This window comes from Bacillus sp. AM1(2019), assembly GCF_009906915.1.
GTDB classification, from domain to species: Bacteria; Bacillota; Bacilli; order Bacillales; family Bacillaceae; genus Bacillus; species Bacillus velezensis.
In genome coordinates this window covers 1199001-1215641 of sequence record NZ_CP047644.1, presented here as the reverse complement: position 1 = coordinate 1215641, position 16641 = coordinate 1199001, and the positions used below count along the sequence as shown (strand labels likewise).

General features: G+C 47.4%; 21 protein-coding genes and 1 riboswitch. Of the genes, 7 read left to right on the top strand and 14 right to left on the bottom strand.

Going from position 1 to position 16641, the window contains the following annotated elements; genetic code table 11:
* The first annotated feature begins 87 nt into the window (after positions 1 to 87).
* On the top strand, positions 88 to 2373 hold the full coding sequence (locus GNE05_RS06285; RefSeq protein ID WP_160182569.1) for an ATP-dependent helicase: 2286 nt from the start codon (positions 88 to 90) through the stop codon (positions 2371 to 2373).
* Between the two features lie 68 nt (positions 2374 to 2441).
* On the opposite strand, the gene GNE05_RS06280 is transcribed toward GNE05_RS06285, so the two are convergent.
* The 4 genes from GNE05_RS06280 to GNE05_RS06265 all read right to left on the bottom strand — a co-directional run bounded on the left by GNE05_RS06280 (position 2442) and on the right by GNE05_RS06265 (position 3957).
* The gene (locus GNE05_RS06280; protein WP_003154986.1) at positions 2442 to 2696 is read right to left on the bottom strand and encodes a sporulation-specific transcription regulator SpoVIF; all 255 of its coding nucleotides are present in this window, start codon (positions 2694 to 2696) and stop codon (positions 2442 to 2444) included.
* 166 nt (positions 2697 to 2862) lie between these two features.
* Positions 2863 to 3024 carry a YjcZ family sporulation protein gene (locus GNE05_RS06275; RefSeq protein ID WP_007610678.1) on the bottom strand — a complete coding sequence of 54 codons (162 nt, stop codon included), beginning with the start codon at positions 3022 to 3024 and terminating at the stop codon, positions 2863 to 2865.
* 91 nt (positions 3025 to 3115) lie between these two features.
* Positions 3116 to 3313, bottom strand: coding sequence for a hypothetical protein (locus GNE05_RS06270; RefSeq protein WP_012117306.1), 198 nt, complete (start codon positions 3311 to 3313; stop codon positions 3116 to 3118).
* A gap of 287 nt (positions 3314 to 3600) precedes the next feature.
* Positions 3601 to 3957 (bottom strand): DUF1360 domain-containing protein, encoded by a 357-nt coding sequence (locus GNE05_RS06265; protein ID WP_014417437.1) that lies wholly within the window; start codon positions 3955 to 3957, stop codon positions 3601 to 3603.
* Between the two features lie 170 nt (positions 3958 to 4127).
* On the opposite strand from GNE05_RS06265, the gene GNE05_RS06260 reads away from it, so the two are divergent.
* From GNE05_RS06260 to cotZ, 5 genes are all read left to right on the top strand, one after another.
* The gene (locus tag GNE05_RS06260; RefSeq protein WP_003154992.1) at positions 4128 to 4514 is read left to right on the top strand and encodes a spore coat protein; all 387 of its coding nucleotides are present in this window, start codon (positions 4128 to 4130) and stop codon (positions 4512 to 4514) included.
* 37 nt (positions 4515 to 4551) lie between these two features.
* A complete protein-coding gene (locus GNE05_RS06255; protein WP_160182568.1) occupies positions 4552 to 4866 on the top strand; it encodes a spore coat protein in 315 nt (104 codons plus the stop codon).
* A 92-nt stretch (positions 4867 to 4958) separates the two neighbouring features.
* On the top strand, positions 4959 to 5459 hold the full coding sequence (locus GNE05_RS06250) for a spore coat protein (RefSeq protein WP_015239583.1): 501 nt from the start codon (positions 4959 to 4961) through the stop codon (positions 5457 to 5459).
* A gap of 150 nt (positions 5460 to 5609) precedes the next feature.
* Positions 5610 to 6092, top strand: a complete 483-nt coding sequence (gene cotY / locus GNE05_RS06245) for a spore coat protein CotY (protein ID WP_007409090.1) — start codon at positions 5610 to 5612, stop codon at positions 6090 to 6092.
* Between the two features lie 145 nt (positions 6093 to 6237).
* Complete coding sequence (gene cotZ, locus GNE05_RS06240) at positions 6238 to 6681, top strand: spore coat protein CotZ (RefSeq protein WP_015417224.1); 444 nt, start codon at positions 6238 to 6240, stop codon at positions 6679 to 6681.
* Between the two features lie 58 nt (positions 6682 to 6739).
* On the opposite strand, the gene GNE05_RS06235 is transcribed toward cotZ, so the two are convergent.
* From GNE05_RS06235 to GNE05_RS06190, 10 genes are all read right to left on the bottom strand, one after another.
* Positions 6740 to 7348, bottom strand: coding sequence for a CotO family spore coat protein (locus tag GNE05_RS06235; RefSeq protein WP_159354014.1), 609 nt, complete (start codon positions 7346 to 7348; stop codon positions 6740 to 6742).
* A 97-nt stretch (positions 7349 to 7445) separates the two neighbouring features.
* Positions 7446 to 8222: an enoyl-ACP reductase FabI gene (gene fabI, locus GNE05_RS06230; protein ID WP_053285050.1), complete on the bottom strand. Its 777-nt coding sequence runs from the start codon at positions 8220 to 8222 to the stop codon at positions 7446 to 7448.
* Positions 8223 to 8352: 130 nt separating this feature from the next.
* A complete protein-coding gene (thiD, locus tag GNE05_RS06225) occupies positions 8353 to 9165 on the bottom strand; it encodes a bifunctional hydroxymethylpyrimidine kinase/phosphomethylpyrimidine kinase (protein WP_160182567.1) in 813 nt (270 codons plus the stop codon).
* A 22-nt stretch (positions 9166 to 9187) separates the two neighbouring features.
* Positions 9188 to 10198 (bottom strand): thiazole biosynthesis adenylyltransferase ThiF, encoded by a 1011-nt coding sequence (thiF, locus tag GNE05_RS06220; RefSeq protein ID WP_160182566.1) that lies wholly within the window; start codon positions 10196 to 10198, stop codon positions 9188 to 9190.
* Entirely contained in the window at positions 10195 to 10965 is a 771-nt protein-coding gene (gene thiG, locus GNE05_RS06215) for a thiazole synthase (RefSeq protein WP_007610655.1), read from the bottom strand. The genes thiF and thiG overlap by 4 nt, the downstream gene beginning before the upstream one ends.
* Positions 10962 to 11165, bottom strand: a complete 204-nt coding sequence (thiS, locus tag GNE05_RS06210; RefSeq protein WP_007409096.1) for a sulfur carrier protein ThiS — start codon at positions 11163 to 11165, stop codon at positions 10962 to 10964. The genes thiG and thiS overlap by 4 nt, the downstream gene beginning before the upstream one ends.
* On the bottom strand, positions 11162 to 12271 hold the full coding sequence (thiO, locus tag GNE05_RS06205) for a glycine oxidase ThiO (RefSeq protein ID WP_115940898.1): 1110 nt from the start codon (positions 12269 to 12271) through the stop codon (positions 11162 to 11164). Before thiO ends, thiS begins: the two co-directional genes overlap by 4 nt.
* On the bottom strand, positions 12255 to 12872 hold the full coding sequence (gene tenI / locus GNE05_RS06200) for a thiazole tautomerase TenI (RefSeq protein ID WP_029973136.1): 618 nt from the start codon (positions 12870 to 12872) through the stop codon (positions 12255 to 12257). Before tenI ends, thiO begins: the two co-directional genes overlap by 17 nt.
* A complete protein-coding gene (gene tenA, locus GNE05_RS06195; RefSeq protein WP_015417218.1) occupies positions 12850 to 13557 on the bottom strand; it encodes a thiaminase II in 708 nt (235 codons plus the stop codon). The genes tenI and tenA overlap by 23 nt, the downstream gene beginning before the upstream one ends.
* An 87-nt stretch (positions 13558 to 13644) precedes the next feature.
* A riboswitch (TPP riboswitch) is annotated at positions 13645 to 13753 on the bottom strand.
* Between the two features lie 53 nt (positions 13754 to 13806).
* A complete protein-coding gene (locus GNE05_RS06190; RefSeq protein WP_160182565.1) occupies positions 13807 to 15651 on the bottom strand; it encodes a monovalent cation:proton antiporter family protein in 1845 nt (614 codons plus the stop codon).
* Between the two features lie 228 nt (positions 15652 to 15879).
* On the opposite strand from GNE05_RS06190, the gene prpE reads away from it, so the two are divergent.
* The gene (gene prpE, locus GNE05_RS06185; RefSeq protein ID WP_160182564.1) at positions 15880 to 16629 is read left to right on the top strand and encodes a bis(5'-nucleosyl)-tetraphosphatase PrpE; all 750 of its coding nucleotides are present in this window, start codon (positions 15880 to 15882) and stop codon (positions 16627 to 16629) included.
* Positions 16630 to 16641 lie beyond the last annotated feature (12 nt).

Genomic DNA, 16641 nt, shown 5'->3' with positions numbered 1-16641 from the left:
AATCTTACTTTTTGAAACGCGGTTCTTTTGTTATGATATTCTTTGTCTATCAAATGGATGAACACCTTTTAATGGGAGGACCCCTTTTTGAAATGCGCCCGACTGAATAACCGAACGATACATTTACATAAATATTCTAGAGAACATTACCAATTCCTTTTTGAAGAAGCTCAGAAAGGAAATATTTTTTGCGCACATTGTGACCAGCCCGTCTTGATGCGGCTTTCGATTTTAGAGCAGCCGGCATTTTATCACCGGCAAAAGGGAGACTTCACCGCCTGTGAAAAAGCATGCGCGGCCGAGGAACCGCAAGCGGAGAAAGAAAAAGAAGAGTATAAGGAAGCAGGTATGTTCCGTCTGCCGAAAGGAAAAGCGATTTCAGAGAATCAGAAACCGATCGTCTCAGAATGGAAAAGCCCGAAAAAAGTGCCTGCGGCCGAACCGTTTTCACCAACATCCGAGGCGGCTGACACATCTTTGTTCCCCGGCATCGGCCTGAACCGTGAACAAATGAGGGCAGTTACAGAAACGGACGGGCCTTTGTTAGTGCTTGCCGGAGCGGGAAGCGGAAAAACAAGGGTTCTGACGGCACGCGCCGCCCATATGATTGAACATCTCGGTATTTCACCTGAGAACATGCTGCTTGTGACCTTTACAACAAAAGCCGTCGCCGAAATGAAAGAGCGGATGGCGAATGAGTACGGTCTGGCAGCCGGAAAAGTCTCCCGTCTCGTGACAGGAACATTCCACAGTTTTTTCTATAAAATACTCTATCATTATGATTCTTCAAAATGGAACGGCAGCCAGCTTTTAAAAATGGAGTGGCAAAAAGAGCAATATGTGAAAAAGGCGCTCTATGAAGAAAATTTGGATGAAAAAGAGTTTCCCGTCGACCAGGCGCTTCAGCTTATCGGCTGCTGGAAAAACACGTATCTCCCCCATGAGACCATTCCGCTTGCGGACGACTGGGAGAAAAAAGTGTACAGGCTCTACGAACATTACGAACGGCAGAAGCGGGAAAAACGGCAATTTGATTTTGATGACATGGCCCAAGGCTGTTATGAACTGTTTCAAAGCCGGCCTGATATTCTCGCGCAGTACCAAAACAGATTTTCTCATATTTTGATTGATGAATTTCAAGATATCAATCCTGTCCAGTACAACATTATGCAAATGATCGCAAGCCCAGAGAATAACCTGTGCTGCGTGGGTGATGACGACCAATCCATTTATGCGTTCCGCGGCAGCAGCCCGTCTTTCATTCTTGACTTTCAAAAGGATTATCCGGCAGCAAAGACCATTTACTTAACGGCAAATTACCGATCGCCGCATCCGATCGTCTCAAGCGCTCATGCCGTCGTAAAGAAAAATAAAAAACGGTATGAAAAAACACTTTCTGCCGTCAAAGACGGCGTTCACAATCCCGTGATGTTTTATCCTTACGATGAAGAAGAAGAAGCGACCATGATCGTTTCAGATATGAAAGAGAAAATTCAAAACGGGGCGAGTCCTGACGATTTTGCCGTACTTTACCGGACAAACAGCGCCGGACGGGCCATTTATGAAAGACTGCACCAATCATCGATTCCTTACCATGCCGACAGGGGCGTGCAGACGTTCTACAGCCGCAGAATCGTACGCCAGATCCTCGCCTACTTATATGCGAGTCAGAATGAAGATGATCCGGATGCGGTGAAAGACCTGCTGCCCGCCTTATTTTTAAAGCAATCCGTCCTGCAAACGTTAAAGGCGCTGTCAATTACGGAAGATTGCACGATGATTAAGGCACTGACGAAACTGCCTGACCTGAAGCCTTTTCAAATAGGGAAGATCAAGCAGATCGTTCCGTTTTTCGCAAGCATCCGGACAATGAAGCCGGTTGAAGCCATCACCTTTGCAGAAAGCAAAATGGGCTTTTCCGAGTATTTAAAAAAACGGGGCAATGAGGGAAACAAACTGGAAAAAGGCTCTGATGATCTCAGGGATGTCAAAGTGGCCGCCAAAAAATTCAAAACCATTCCCGATTTTCTTGCGCATGTCGATCATATGCGCGCCGCTGAGAATCTGAAAACCGATGAAAACGGCGTCGAACTGCTGACCATTCATCGCTCTAAAGGTCTTGAATTCAATACGGTCTATATTTTAGGCGCGGCTGACGGCTCGATCCCCCATGACTTCGCGCTTGAGACGGCGAGACAGGGCGATCCCGCACCCCTCGAAGAAGAAAGACGGCTTCTGTATGTCGCAATGACAAGGGCCATGCAGCATTTATATGTATCTTGTCCCGCGTACAGGCGGGGAAAAACAGCGCGCAGCTCAAGATTTCTCGAGCCCCTTCTTCGGACGGACAGACGGAGCGCACTCAGGATATAAAGAACCCGGCAGATCACTGCCGGGTTCTTCTCACATAAAAAGGCCTTTTTAGCAAGGCCGGCTGACGCCTATTTATTGTTCAGCATTTTAGAAATGGTGCCAAAATCAAGTTTCTCTTTACCGCTTGTAATAGATTGAACGATTTTGTCTTCCAATTCTTTCGGAACACGCTTGTTAGCCAGCTGGGACACCTTCTGAATGACGCCTCTCACCGTGTTTTCATCTTTGAAATTGGCATTTTGCAATGATCCTGCAAGGTTCATGACATCCTTCATGCTGACGCCTGTTTTCTTCTCAATATTTTTGAAAAATTGATTATCCATGGTGTGCCTCCTTTTGTGGAGTAATACGATATTGTATGAATAAAGAGCGGAACATGTGCCCGTAAGACAAGGAAAAAATTCCGAGTGCCCCGTCTCTATACTCCTTCATACATCAGGGAAGCACGGGACTGAACGGTCCCGCGCTTATCCAAGGTCTTGCTAAGGTTTAGCCAAAAAAGGATGCACCGACAATGATCAGAAGGATGAACAATACGACAACAAGAACAAATGTTGAGCCGTATCCGCCTCCGACATAGCCGCCTCCGTATCCGCCGCAGCCGCCATAACCGCCGTAGCCGCCGCCGAATCCGCCATATCCGAATCCCATATCTAAGCACCTCCTTTACTCTCTATACTCTATGTGAGCCGACTTGTTTGGCTTGGATAAATGCATAGGGCCGGTGCGGATTTCATTCATTTTAGTGAGAATGCTCATTTTTCTTCAGTTTTGCTTCTGTTTCGGCGGCAAACACATCTATCCATTCCTCAAAGCGCGATCCCGCTTCATCAAACTCAGACAGCTGTTTTTCAATAGATAAGATATATTTGTCATGCTCCCGCTGGTTTTGATTGTGCCGGCGGTATTTACCGTTTATGAATGATTCAAATATATTCATAACATCCCCTCCTCCTATGATCTATGCCGAACAGAGGCCGGCGTTCGGCAAAAAACAAAAAAAACCGGAAGCTCCGGTTTTTTAGAAAACGGCTATTTCGGTTTTTTCTTTTGGCCGCAGCCGCAGCCTTTTTTCTTAATTTTTTTTTCGTAAGGCTGATGCACAGTTGACTTGTATGGAGAATGTTGGGAAGGTTTGCTTGATTGATTCATGGTGATCCTTCCTTTCCTTATGTCATATATGCCAGTTTATGCCGAAAGTGACGGTAAGTTGCTGGTGGAACCGCCTTATTCCTGCAGAAGACGAGAAACCGCAGCTTCAATGATCCCGGCCGCGCCGGCGATGGCTAACAGCAAAATCAGCCATTGCGCAGCCTCGGGTACCACAATCTGGGCCGCAATTAAAAAGGCGGCGCACCATACGCCCGTACACCAATAGCAGCTGAGAAGTTCACCGATAAATGCCCTGATGCCTTTTCCTTTTATGACAATGTAGGTTTCTGTCGTGCCGTCTGGTGCGGTTTCTGTTTTTTCCTCGTGAAAAAGGCTCCGAAGCGGCGCCATAATGGTGTCAAATACGAAAAGCCTGGCCAGCCGGAAAACGGCAAACGATAACAGAATAAATGAAAGCCAATTGATAACCACCTGTTCACTCCTTTTCAAAACTTGACCTCTTTATACATATGCGAAAACCCTGATCTTCATGAATCGCACCTTGTCCGGTAAAAAAATAGGTGCGGTTTAGTTGTTTTTCTTATTCCGCTCGGCGTTTCATTTGCATTATATAAAGTATGAATGAGAAAGGAGTGAAGGTTATGTCGTTTGAAGAAAAAGTCGAAACACTGCAACCGCAAATATACGAACAATTATCCAACGAATTCGAGCAGACGATCGAAGTGATTGATTGCGAAAATGTCACAATAGATACAACACATATAACGGCCGCTCTTTCTATACAAGCCTCAGTTACTACGGCGATTATCCTCGCGACACAGCTCGCGATCGCAGATGAAGACACAGCCGACCAAATAGCAACCGAACTGCTGATCCTGGATGATTGCCAAATAAAAAAGAGGACCGTCATTCAAGTCCTGAACAGCCGCAATATTAAAATCACACTGACTGCAGACGATATTATGGCCTTTGTACAAATTTTGTTTCAATTATTAAATATACTTTTTGCTGAACTAGACATCCTTTAACCTTTCTTTTCAAATATTTAAATAGAGGTGAGAACAAATGGCAGATAACGAAAAATTTAAAAAAGAACTCGAAAATCTACCAGAAGTGGATCCGCTTTTAAAGGTGCTTGTCAGCAATGTCTTCAAAAAACACGGCGTGACAAAAGATAAAATGCGGGAAATACCTGATGAAGAAAAAGAAATGCTGATCGCATTAGTCAAAGACATGCAGGCAAAAACAGAAGCTTTTCTTGAAAGCCAGAAACAGAAAAAAGAGCAGGAAAAAGCGCAAGATCAGCAGACCAATCCGCAAACCCGCAGAGAACAATTAATCGAACAGCTCCGGCAAAGACGCCAAAATCCCGGTCAATAACTAAAAAATAGTGATTTTTATCAGGATAGATGCCTGAGTCAAAGTAAGGGGCCGGCTCATTTAATAATAGTAAAAGAAAAGGAGGAATAGATATGGAAAGCAGACCATACTCTTGGGTTGCACTTGATCCTGAATGCGAACATCCGCGAGAAGAAAAAGAAGAAAAAGAAGGCAGAAGATGTAATGTTTGCTGTAACGGACATGGATTTGGCGAAGATAATGCCTTCCTTGACCAAGACCTTGCTCAAGCGAATATCAACAAACAAGTTTCTGAAGAAGCGATTATTATCAGAGACTCTTGTGATATTAACGTAACGTCAACAGACGTTCAAGCAGTCGCTTCAGTCATGACAGCGATTAATGCAGCAGTCGTAACGGCCACTCTCACTTCAATCGCTGACGGAGTCATCGCTGAATTGGTCGCACAAGACTTATTGCAGCTAACAGCTAACAAACAGATCAACCGTCAAAAACTGCTCATCGAAAACTCCCGCGGCGTAAACGTGACAACAGTAGATGCCGATATCGCAGTGTTGATCTCAACAGCGACAAATTTACTGATTGCCGTCTTAGTTATCACCCTTGTCCTCTAAAAAGAAAAAGCAGAGCTAAAAATGCTCTGCTTTTTCTTATTTTCTCCGCATATGATGAATATATAGACGTTCACCCACACCAAGTGAGGCTCGCGTACATATGTTGTTAAAGACAAAAGTCAAATACCCTAAAAGAAGGAGCTGAAATCCATGAGCTGCGGAAAACACCATGGCCGAGATGAAAGTTGTGTATGCGATGCAGTCGAGAAGATTTTAGCAGAACAAGAGGCTGTTGAAGAACAATGCCCGACTGGATGCTATACGAATCTTTTGAGCCCGACGATTGCAGGTAAAGACACCATTCCGTTTCTCGTATTTGATAAAAAAGGCGGATTGTTCTCCACATTCGGGAACGTCGGAGGATTTGCGGATGACAGCCAGTGCTTTGAGTCCATTTTCTTTCGTGTAGAAAGACTATGCGATTGCTGCGCGACGCTTTCAGTATTGCGCCCCGTAGATGTGCACGGCGACACCCTCAGCGTCTGCCATCCTTGTGATCCTGATTTCTTCGGTTTAGAAAAAACAGAATTTTGCATTGAAGTTGATCTGAGCTGCTTCAGCGCCATTCAGTGCCTTTCACCCGAGCTTGTTAACCGGCCTGCGCCGCACAAAGAGAAAAAGCATCACGGATAGTCATTGATTCGCATCTTTCCTAAAGAAGAATCCCCTTCCAACCTTCTATTACAGATGCAATCATCAGCCCGCCCGGACTTCCGGGCGGCTGACTCTCCGATATCGTTTAATCCGGTATATAAAACGTGAAGTCAGGAGGGATATTATGAGCAAGCATACAACATACTGTGTGCGTGAAGCGGTAGAAAATATTGAAGACCTGCAAAATGCGGTTGAAGAAGATTGCCCGACAGGCTGTTATTCTAAACTTTTATCTCCGGCTTATACATTAGGCGATACAGTGCCGTTCGCCATCTTCACCTCAAAATCGAAACCGTTCACCGCATTCGGAAACGTCGGCGAGCTGGATAACGGTCCGTGCTTTAATACCGTTTTTTTCAGAGTTGAAAGGGTCTGTGACGGCTGTGCCACATTAAGCCTGCTTATTGCTTTTGACGAGCATAAGCACATTCTTGATTTTACAGATAAAGACTCTCTCTGCGATGTATTCCGTTTAGAAAAAACGAACTATTGCGTTGAAGTCGATCTCCATAGCTTCTGCGCCATCAATTGCCTGAACCCGAGACTGATCAACCGCACACATTCTTAAATCAAAAAGCATAAAAATAAGCTGCCGGATGAAAGAATTCAGGCAGCTTTTTGTATGGTTAAAATCCAAGCGGATGCAGCGAGGTAATATCGTCTATTGCGAGTTCTGCCGGCGCTCCGTTGCTTGTCGTCCGCAGGAAGATCGCATTATTTTTTCTGCCGACGATTACGCCTCTGTAGGTTTTCCCGTTGGCTTCTATCAGACAAAGGGTCCGCGGCATATTATGCGGCAGCTTCGTTAAGAAATCAATTTTTTCAAGAATGGACATTCTGCTCATCGGCTTTTTCACGCGCTTTGGCGGAACCTTTTCCTCTGGGGCGGCATTGTGAACCGCTTCAGGCTCTTTTTCAGCGGTATCAGGCTCTTTTTTAGCGGCGTCAGGCTTGGCAGTGTCCTGCTCCGCTTGCGCCGGAACTTCTTGAACGGCTTCTTCTGCGCGGCTGTGCTGTTCAGGCACTTGTTTTTCTGGTTCGACAGCCGCTGCTCCTTCAGGCTGAGTTTGACATTCTTCCTCCCGCTTTCCATGCATCGGCTCTTCTTCCGGCGGCTGAGGTGCTTTCCTTTTTTTGATTAATATGTCCTGCATTGATGATTGCGTGTCTGAATAATCCGCCTGAACAATATACATGAGCGGTTTTTTTTCCGCGTTTCTGTTTTGTTTTGACATCTTCATCCCTCCGATTCTGTCATGTTTTATTTATATGACGGAATGATTAAAATCAGAAGAAAGAAAAAAGCAATCCCTGAAAGGGACTGCTTGTTATTTAACGTGCGGTAATATGGAATCCTGAATCAACGTGAAGATTTTCGCCCGTGATGCCTCTTGACAGGTCACTGAACAAGAATGCAGCCGTGTCGCCCACTTCTTCAGGTGTTGTCGTGCGGCGCAGCGGCGCGCGCTCTTCAATTTCTTTCAGGATAGAGTTGAAATCACTGATTCCTTTTGCAGACAGCGTACGGATCGGTCCTGCTGAAATGCTGTTGACGCGGATGTTTTCTTTTCCTAAGTCAGCGGCTAAATATCTGACGCTCGCATCAAGGGACGCTTTTGCCACACCCATTACGTTATAGTTTGAAACGACGCGCTCTCCGCCGAGGTAAGTGAGTGTAACGATGCTTCCGCCTTCAGTCATAATCGGACGCGCCGCTTTTGCGACCGCTGTCAGAGAGTAAGAACTGATGTTATGCGCAAGCAGGAATCCTTCGCGGTTCGTATTTAAATATTCGCCGACAAGCTCTTCTTTGTTTGCGAACGCGATGCAGTGCGCGATGCCGTGAATCACGCCGACCTGCTCTTTAATGCTCGCAAAGCAAGTTTCGATCTCAGCGTCATTTGTCACATCACACGGAAGGATGATGGAATCATTTCTTTCTAATGTAGCCGCAAGGTCATGAACTGATTTTTCCAAGCGCTCTCCCGCGTAAGTGAAAATGAGGCGCGCTCCGGCTTCATGCAGCGAACGGGCGATTCCCCATGCGATACTGCGTTTATTGGCAACGCCCATCACAACGATGTTGCGGCCTTTAAGTGAGAAATTCATATGTATAAAGCCTCCTGTAATCGTCTTAAAGACATAGTTTTAGTACCTGATCTTAATTTTTATCATATCATAACCTTGTCCAGATTGAAAGCATGGGAAAAAGACCGCGGATGTTGAAGCGGTCTCTTTTTTATCTCGTCTGCAGACTGTTCCTTTTAAAGGCAAAATGATTGGTCGGGCCGTGTCCCTCTCCGATGCCGAGCGTATGTTCCACGGCTTCCCGCACAAAATTGACGGCTGTCTCAAACGCGGTCTGAATGTTTTTCCCCTTTGCCGTTTCCGCCGTCAGCGCGGCTGCGAACGTGCAGCCTGTTCCGTGGGTGTGTTTGGTGTCAATATAAGCGTGGCTGATTTGGGTAAAAGACGAACCGTCAAATAATAAATCAACGATTCTCCCCTGTTCAGGCTGATGTCCGCCTTTTATGATGACATGCTTTGCACCAAGCTTGCAAAGGTATTCGGCCGCTTTTTTCCGGTCCTCAAACGTTCGGATTTCCATTCCCGTCAATACCTCAGCTTCCGGAACATTCGGCGTCACCGCATAGCTGCGCGGAATTAACAGCTCTTTTAACGCGGCCTGAGATTCCTCACGCAGCAGGGAAGCGCCTCCTTTGGCAATCATGACGGGGTCGATGATGACATGATCAAGCCCGTACTGATCCGTTTTTTCCGCAATTTCCGCAATCATTTCCGCGCTCCACAGCATTCCCGTTTTTACAGCGTCAGGCCGCAAATCTTCCGCCACCGCGTCAATCTGGCTGCCCAGCGCTTCCCGGGTGAGCGGATAAATGCCGTGAACGCCCAAAGTGTTCTGGGCGGTTACCGCTGTAATGGCTGACATCCCGAAAACGCCGAGCTCCTGAAAGGTTTTGAGATCCGCCTGTATACCGGCGCCGCCTCCTGAATCTGATCCGGCAATCGTCAATGCTTTGCATATGCTCATGATGTTTTTCTCTCCTTTCGCATTATCCGATCCATTTATGATAAAAGGATTTCGCTCTGCTGATATCACTTGTGCCGTGTATTAATGCTCTGCCGTCACGAAACAGAACCATCTTGAACTTGTCTGTGCAAAACGAAATTAAATACGGGTTGGCTGAAACATCAAGCCCTGTCCGTCTGAGCTGTCCCGCAAGTTTTTGCAGATCAAACTGTTCGGAGATCCCCGTTCTGATCTGCACCGTGTTCCGCCCGCACAGAACCGCCGCTTTTGTCTGATTTTTATAGGATAAAAACGGATAATCGTTTGTGCCGCAGCTTGGGCAATCAGCCGACTTAAGACGGGCGACGTTTATTTCTGACCGTTCATTTTTCCATAAATCAAAGGAACGGAGAACATGCTCGATAGATCCGCCCGTTAACAGCTTCAGCGCATCTGCTGCCTGAAAAACGGCCGTCTGCAATACAGCCGGGCTGATGATTCCCGCCGTATCGCATGTCATACCGCCTAAAGGCAATGTCTCAAGCAGACAGTGAAGGCACGGCGTGACACCGGGAATGACGGTAAAAGAGAGCCCGTAGCTGCCGACACAGGCGCCGTACAGAAAGGGAATCCCTTTCTGCACAGCCGCATCATTCACAATCAGCCTCGTTTCAAAGTTGTCGGCGGCATCCACGATGAGAGAGGCGTCACGAATCAATCCGGGTGCGTTTTCCGCAGTGACATCCATGACAAATCCCTCGACTTCTACATCACTATTTATAGATCGAAGCCGTTTTTCAGCCGCCGCGGCTTTCGGCATTTCCTGTCTGACATCGTCTTCGGTATAAAGCTGCTGGCGCTGGAGATTACTCCACTCCACATAATCTCTGTCAGCGATCGTTACCTTCCCGACCCCTGCTCTGACAAGCATCTCCGCACTTGCCGTCCCAAGCGCACCCGCGCCGATAATCACGGCATGAGACGACCGGAGCTTCTCTTGGCCGGAGGGACCGATCGGCTGAAACAGCTCCTGTCTGGAATATCTGTCCGTCATACCGGAAGACCGTCTCGCGGACTGCTTGCAGTTCCGTAATCTTTCACCGGAATTCTCCCGGCTTCATAAGAAAGGCGGCCCGCTTCTACGGCAAGCTTCATCGCCCGGGCCATCTTGACCGGATCATCAGCGCCTGACACAGCGGTATTTAACAGCACGCCGTCAGCCCCGAGCTCCATCGCGTAGGCGGCGTCTTTTGAAGATCCGACGCCGGCATCGACAATGACCGGCACCTTCGCCTGTTCAATGATAAAGGATAGATTCAGCGGATTTAAAATTCCCTGACCGGAACCGATCGGGGAAGCGCCCGGCATAATGGCATGCACTCCGAGCTCCTCAAGACGTCTTGCGAGCACGACATCGTCTGACGTATACGGAAGCACGATAAATCCCTCTTCGAGCAGCTGTTCTGATGCTTTCAGCGTTTCAACCGGATCAGGCAAAAGTGACCGGCTGCATCCGATGACTTCTACTTTTATCATGTCACAAAGCCCTGAAGCTTTGGCAAGCCTTGCGATTCGGACCGCCTCTTCAGCCGTTGCGGCGCCGGCCGTATTCGGCAGAAGCGTGTATTTAGACAAATCAAGCTGTTCGAGAAAGTTAGGCTGAGACTCTTCAAAGATGTTCATCCGCCGCACCGCAAAGGTTAAAATATCTGATTCCGAGACAGCCACCGCCTCTTTCTGAATCTCAAAACTCGGATATTTTCCCGTTCCTAACAGCAATCTTGACTGAAACTGTTTTCCGCCTATTGTTAACATCCTCATCCGCCTCCTACAAAATGGACAATTTCTATGACATCGCGGTCACACAAACTTGTATTTTCATAATTCTTTTTTTCAATGATTTCTTTATTTCTCTCCACAACTACGATTCTTTGATCAAGCTGGTACGATTCAAGCAAATCCTGAACCGTCCCCTCATTTCGATTCCAATCAATTTGTTTTCCGTTCAGCTGAAGGATCATATATGAACAGCCTCCTTGCGATCAATTCGAAACGCTTCTTCCCATTCCTGTTTAATCTGTCTTTCCAGGATCATATCCCGCACCATTTCAGCCGTTGCCGGCGCCAACAGGATGCCGTTCCGAAAATGGCCGGCGGCGAAGATGATGCCGCTGTCTTCAGGATGCCGCCCGATAAACGGCTTTCCGTCTCTTGTTCCCGGCCTGAGACCCGCCCAAAACCGGTCTATTTTCATATGTTCGATGGCGGGAAGCATTGTTTTCGCTTTTGCAATGACGGCCTCAATTCCTCCGATGTCAGGCGTATCGCTCCAGTCGCCCTGTTTCATCGTGGCGCCGATGACAAGCCGGCCGCTTTTTCTCGGGACGACATAACAATGATCATGGTAAAGGGTTTTGGTCAGCGGGGTATCGTCATTCCACACGGAAAGGCATTCTCCCTTCACAGGAAAAAAAGGCTGTCCCAAGCCGAGCTGGCTGAAAAACCGGCCGCTCCATATACCGCTTGCAACTGCGACTTTGTCAGCATAGACATCCCCGCCGGATGTTGTGATGCAATATTCTCCGTTCACCCGTTTTACGGAGGTGACTTGTGTATGCTCATATATGTCAGCGCCATAGCGCCGCGCTCCTTTTGCATACGCTTTGCAGACATAGTACGGTTCGACATGGACATCGTCTTTTATAAAACTTGCGCCGAGAATGTCTTTTGAAGCGTAAGGCTCTTTTTCAAGGGCATCTTCCGCTGAAAGCCAGGTGACGGAAGGCAGATCATCCATCTTCCGTAGACGGGCGATATCTTCTTCGGTATACGCCAGTTTAAGCATTCCGCCGTTATGGCGCCTGATGTCAATGCCGCAAGCTTCCTCAAGCTCTTGCCCCGCCGCTTCATACAGCCTTTGACTGTGCATGGCAAAATCAAAAAACGCATCCCGGTTTTCACATTCCGCATGAGCGCCCAGCATTCCCGCGGCAGCGCTTGTCGTTTTTCGGCCGACTTCTCCGGCTTCAAACAAGACAACGTTCTGCTGCGTCTTCGCCAGCTCATAAGAAATGGCGCACCCGATAATTCCGCCGCCGATCACCGCTGTATCATAGTGCTTCTTCATAATCGGCCTCCCTTACCGCGCGTGCATACCGTTTTGCCGCCTCCTCAGGATTCTCAGCTGAGAAAATACCTGACATGACGGCAATTCCGTCCGGTTTCGCCTGCTTTGTGTGTCCGATCGTCTGCATTGTCATTCCGCCGATTGCGATGACGGGGATGGAAAGCGTGCGTTTGATCTCTGAAAGCAGGCTGATGCCTCTTGCTTCAAGTCCTTGTTTACATTCGGTTTCAAATACATGGCCGAACAACACATAATCCGCATCTTCCTTTTCAGCTTGGATGGCTTCTTTCAGCGAATGAACCGAACGTCCGATATGAAGATGGGGAAATCTGCTTCGCACCTGCTTTACGGAAAAGCTGCGGGACGGAAGCTGAACACGGTGTATGTTGGCAAAAAGCGCGATATCCGCCCTGTCATTGATAATCAATTTGTCCTTATCCGCACCGCCCTTTTTCAAAAGGGACAAAAGCTGCATGATCTCTCCCGCTGTTTTATCCCGCTCACGGATATGGATAAAGCTTACTTCGCGCTGAATCGAAAGAATATCCTCGGCCAGCTCGGCAACGGGTTTGCGATTATCAGTTACCGCGTGCAGCTCCAAAGGATTCCACCTCTTTTCCGCCCTTCTCGGACCAGCCTTCTTTTTGATAGGCCATTCCCCAAAATTGATATTCATAATAGCTTGAAATCACAAAATTCTCTTTCATTTTCGCGCGGATGTCCTCTGTGCTGTTTTCAGCAATCTCGTCGAAACGGCTGATTTGTTCTTCGACTTGCTGTCTGAACCAGTCTCCGCCGTATGTACCGATCCATTTTTCATAAATCGGATGCTCCGGTTTGCACTCTTTTAAGTGTTCGCCGACTTCATAATAAAGCCAATAACAGGGCAGAAGCGCAGCTAATATTTCTCCAAAATTGCCGCTCATCACCGATCTGTACATATGAGACGTATAAGAATAGGCGGTCGGTGCCGGTTTAAATGCCGCACGCTCTTCTTCCGTAATCCCTAAAAGCTCCGTAAACTCGCGGTGCAGCGCCATTTCCGCTTCATATGTCCCTTGAGCGTGGCCCGCCATCCTGCCCGTCGTAAACAAGTCTTCGGCATATGCGGCGCCGAACGCCTGAACTTTTGCAAAATGCGTCAAATAGTAGGAATCTTGCAGCACGTAATAGCTGAAACGGTCTATCGGCAGGCTTCCGTCACCGATTCCCGTTACAAACGGATGAACAAAACTTCCGTCCCACCATTCGGCAGCCGCCTGTCTGCATTCTTCAGAAAATGTCATCATGTCTTCCCCCCTGATAAAATAAAAAAACCACTTTCCCGCATCGGAAAAGTGGTTTGGAATTTAAATGGATAAAAGGAACCCCCAAAAAATACCGCTCCACTTCCCTACGCAGGTCTGAACCTGTTCAAGTTATGAGGGTCTAAAAGTCTCACTTTTATCTCAGCCCTTATGAAGGACACCCCTAGTGGTCATACGATTAATGATTTATTTGTTATGCCTTCTATATTATCACGAATTGCAATTTGGTCAAGCGTCAAGGATTTTTCTCAGTTCCGACACGTAGTTGCGCGAGCCCGTGACGATGAGACGGTCTCCTGTTTTCAGCCGCGTGTCTCCGTGCGGAACGATGCTGTCCACACCTCTGAAAATCCGGACAAAAATCACATCGCCCATCAGCGGAAATTCCCGCAGAATGATGCCGTTATACGCCGGGTTTTCCAGATTGATCTGATATAACGAAGACTCCTCATTCGTCAGGAGGCTCATCACGCCCGGCGCCTCAATTAATGCGCGCAAGAGCGTCTTTGTAGACAGAAGGATAGAAAAAATACTGATGCCCTCTTCTTTCAGTTTTGTTTCATGCTCAACCGAGCCGACGCTTGCGATGATACGCTCAGTCCCTTTCTCTTTCGCTATTAAGGCGATTTCGGCGTTCACATCTTCATTTCCCGTCGCCACGACAAGAATATCCGTTTTGAAAATACCGTGCGACTCAAGCGTGCCGGGCTCGTAATCAGAAATCGTGTCAACCGAAAAAACGGATTCCGCAAGCGTTTCCCCGGCATTTTCCTGATACACATGGACGACCCGTACTTCATATTCCTCATCGGGCAATTCCAGCGTAACCGGAAGTGTCATTTGGTTGGCGCCGATAAATGTAATGCGCTTTTTTTCCTGCGGCGCACTTTGCCGTTTGTATAATTTCTTAAAGCCGATCGGCGTGATGATGCTGGCAATAACTGCAACTAAAGTCAGCGCGCCGGACATATTGGCGCTGATAATGTGGAGCCTTTCTCCGATCGTAGCCGCCGCGATAACAAGCGACAGCGTGGACGTCAGCAAAAAGCCCGAAGCAAACACGGTTCTTTTGTCATACCATTTCTTTAAGTAAAACACCGGGAACATTTTGCTGATAAACAGCGCAAGCAGAAGCAGCGGAATCATCGTTAATGTTTTCGGATCTTGGAAGAGTGTCCAAATGTCCAATTTCACCCCGACCATGACGAAAAAGATCGGAATTAAAAACCCGTAGCCGAAGGAATCCAGCTGTTCCACCATTTCTTTATTCGGAGACAGAAGCGATACCAGAACGCCTGCCAAAAACGCGCCGAGAATATTTTCCGCCCCGAGAGATTCCGATAAAGCGACAAGCACGATAATCAGTGTGAAAATGGCTCTCGTGCCGATCTGCACGGTGCCTTTAGACATCGACTGCACAAATGAACGGTGTTTAAAGATCCTGCCGAAGAAATACAGCACGACCCCCGCGGCAAAGAGAATCAACAGAAGCCACATATTTCCGCTGTCTTCTCCGTAAAGAGAAGAGAAGAAAGCGAGCAGAATCATCGTAGCCAAGTCCGCGATAACGGCGACAAGCAGGATGATCTGGCCGATATTGGAGTTCATGATCCGTTCTTCCTTTAAAGTCGGGACCACCACACCGAGTGATATCGTCGAAATAATAAGCGTCATTAAAAATGCGTTTTGAATAAAACCGGCTAATACAAAAGCATAGGACAGCAGCAATGATAAAATAAAGATGCCGAAAAAGATAATCAGTGCGGCAGAAAACGTGTTGGGCGCTTCCTTGCCATTCGGAAGGAATTGTTTTTTCTTCCCTTTCTCAAATGAAGAAAAATCAATTTCCAAGCCGCTTAAAAACATTAAAAAGATAAAGCCGAGAACAGACAGCGTCTCCAGCCACGTGTCTCCCTGAACGACAAGATTCAGGCCGCTTTTTCCGATAATAAGCCCCATGATGATCTCCGCGACGACGACGGGGATGCTGAGCTTAAACCGATGTAAAAGGAGCGGCGTCAAAAAAGCGACGATCAGAACGACGACTAAAGATGCGACTGATGTGTGTTCCATTCGTAAATACCTCCTTAAAACAAGGGTTATAAAAGCCCGCTTAAAGCGGGCGAAACCTTACTTTTTTTTAAAAACATAACGCATATTCTAACAAGGCTGAACGCGAAAAAAAAGTGATAAGGCTTTATTTCTTTAATTCTTTTTTTAATTTGTACAAAAACAGCGTAATTAGGTATAGGAATTAGCCGCATAATAAATAAAAAACCGTTAATAAGGAGGCTGACACGAATGGCTTATGACATCATCAGCGATATACACGGATGTTATGACGAAATGATCGCGTTAATGCAAAAGCTCGGATATGAAGTCAAAGACGGAGCGCCCGTTCATTCTGAAGGCAGGACGCTTGTCTTTGCGGGGGATTTAACGGACAGAGGCCCAAAATCCGTAGAAGTGATGCGTTTTGCGGCAAAAGCATATGAAAAAGGAACCGTCCGTTATGTCCCGGGAAATCATTGCAACAAACTGTATCGTTACTTAAAAGGAAACCCCGTAAAAGTGATGCACGGACTGGAAACGACGGCAGCCGAACTGAAAGAGCTGTCTCCCGCCGACAGAACGGAAGTCTCCAGACAATTCATCCGATTATATGAGTCAGCGCCGCTTTATGACATTTTACATAATGGCGATCTCGTTGTCGCCCACGCCGGCATAAAAGCTGACGATATCGGTAAATACTCGCGTAAGGTAAAAGAATTTGTTCTGTACGGCGATATCACGGGTGAAACGTATCCCGACGGCAGACCCGTCAGAAGAGACTGGGCCGCCGCTTACGAAGGCAAGGCATGGATTGTTTACGGCCATACCCCGGTAAAACGCCCCCGGATCGTCAACCGTACAATCAACATTGATACAGGCTGCGTCTTCGGCAATCAACTGACAGGCTTTCGTTTTCCCGAGCACGAAACCGTCTCTGTGGAAAGCTCAATGCCGTATGATGCTTCACGATTTCGCGAGGATCACGGCAGGCAGGCATGAAAAAAGCCCGAA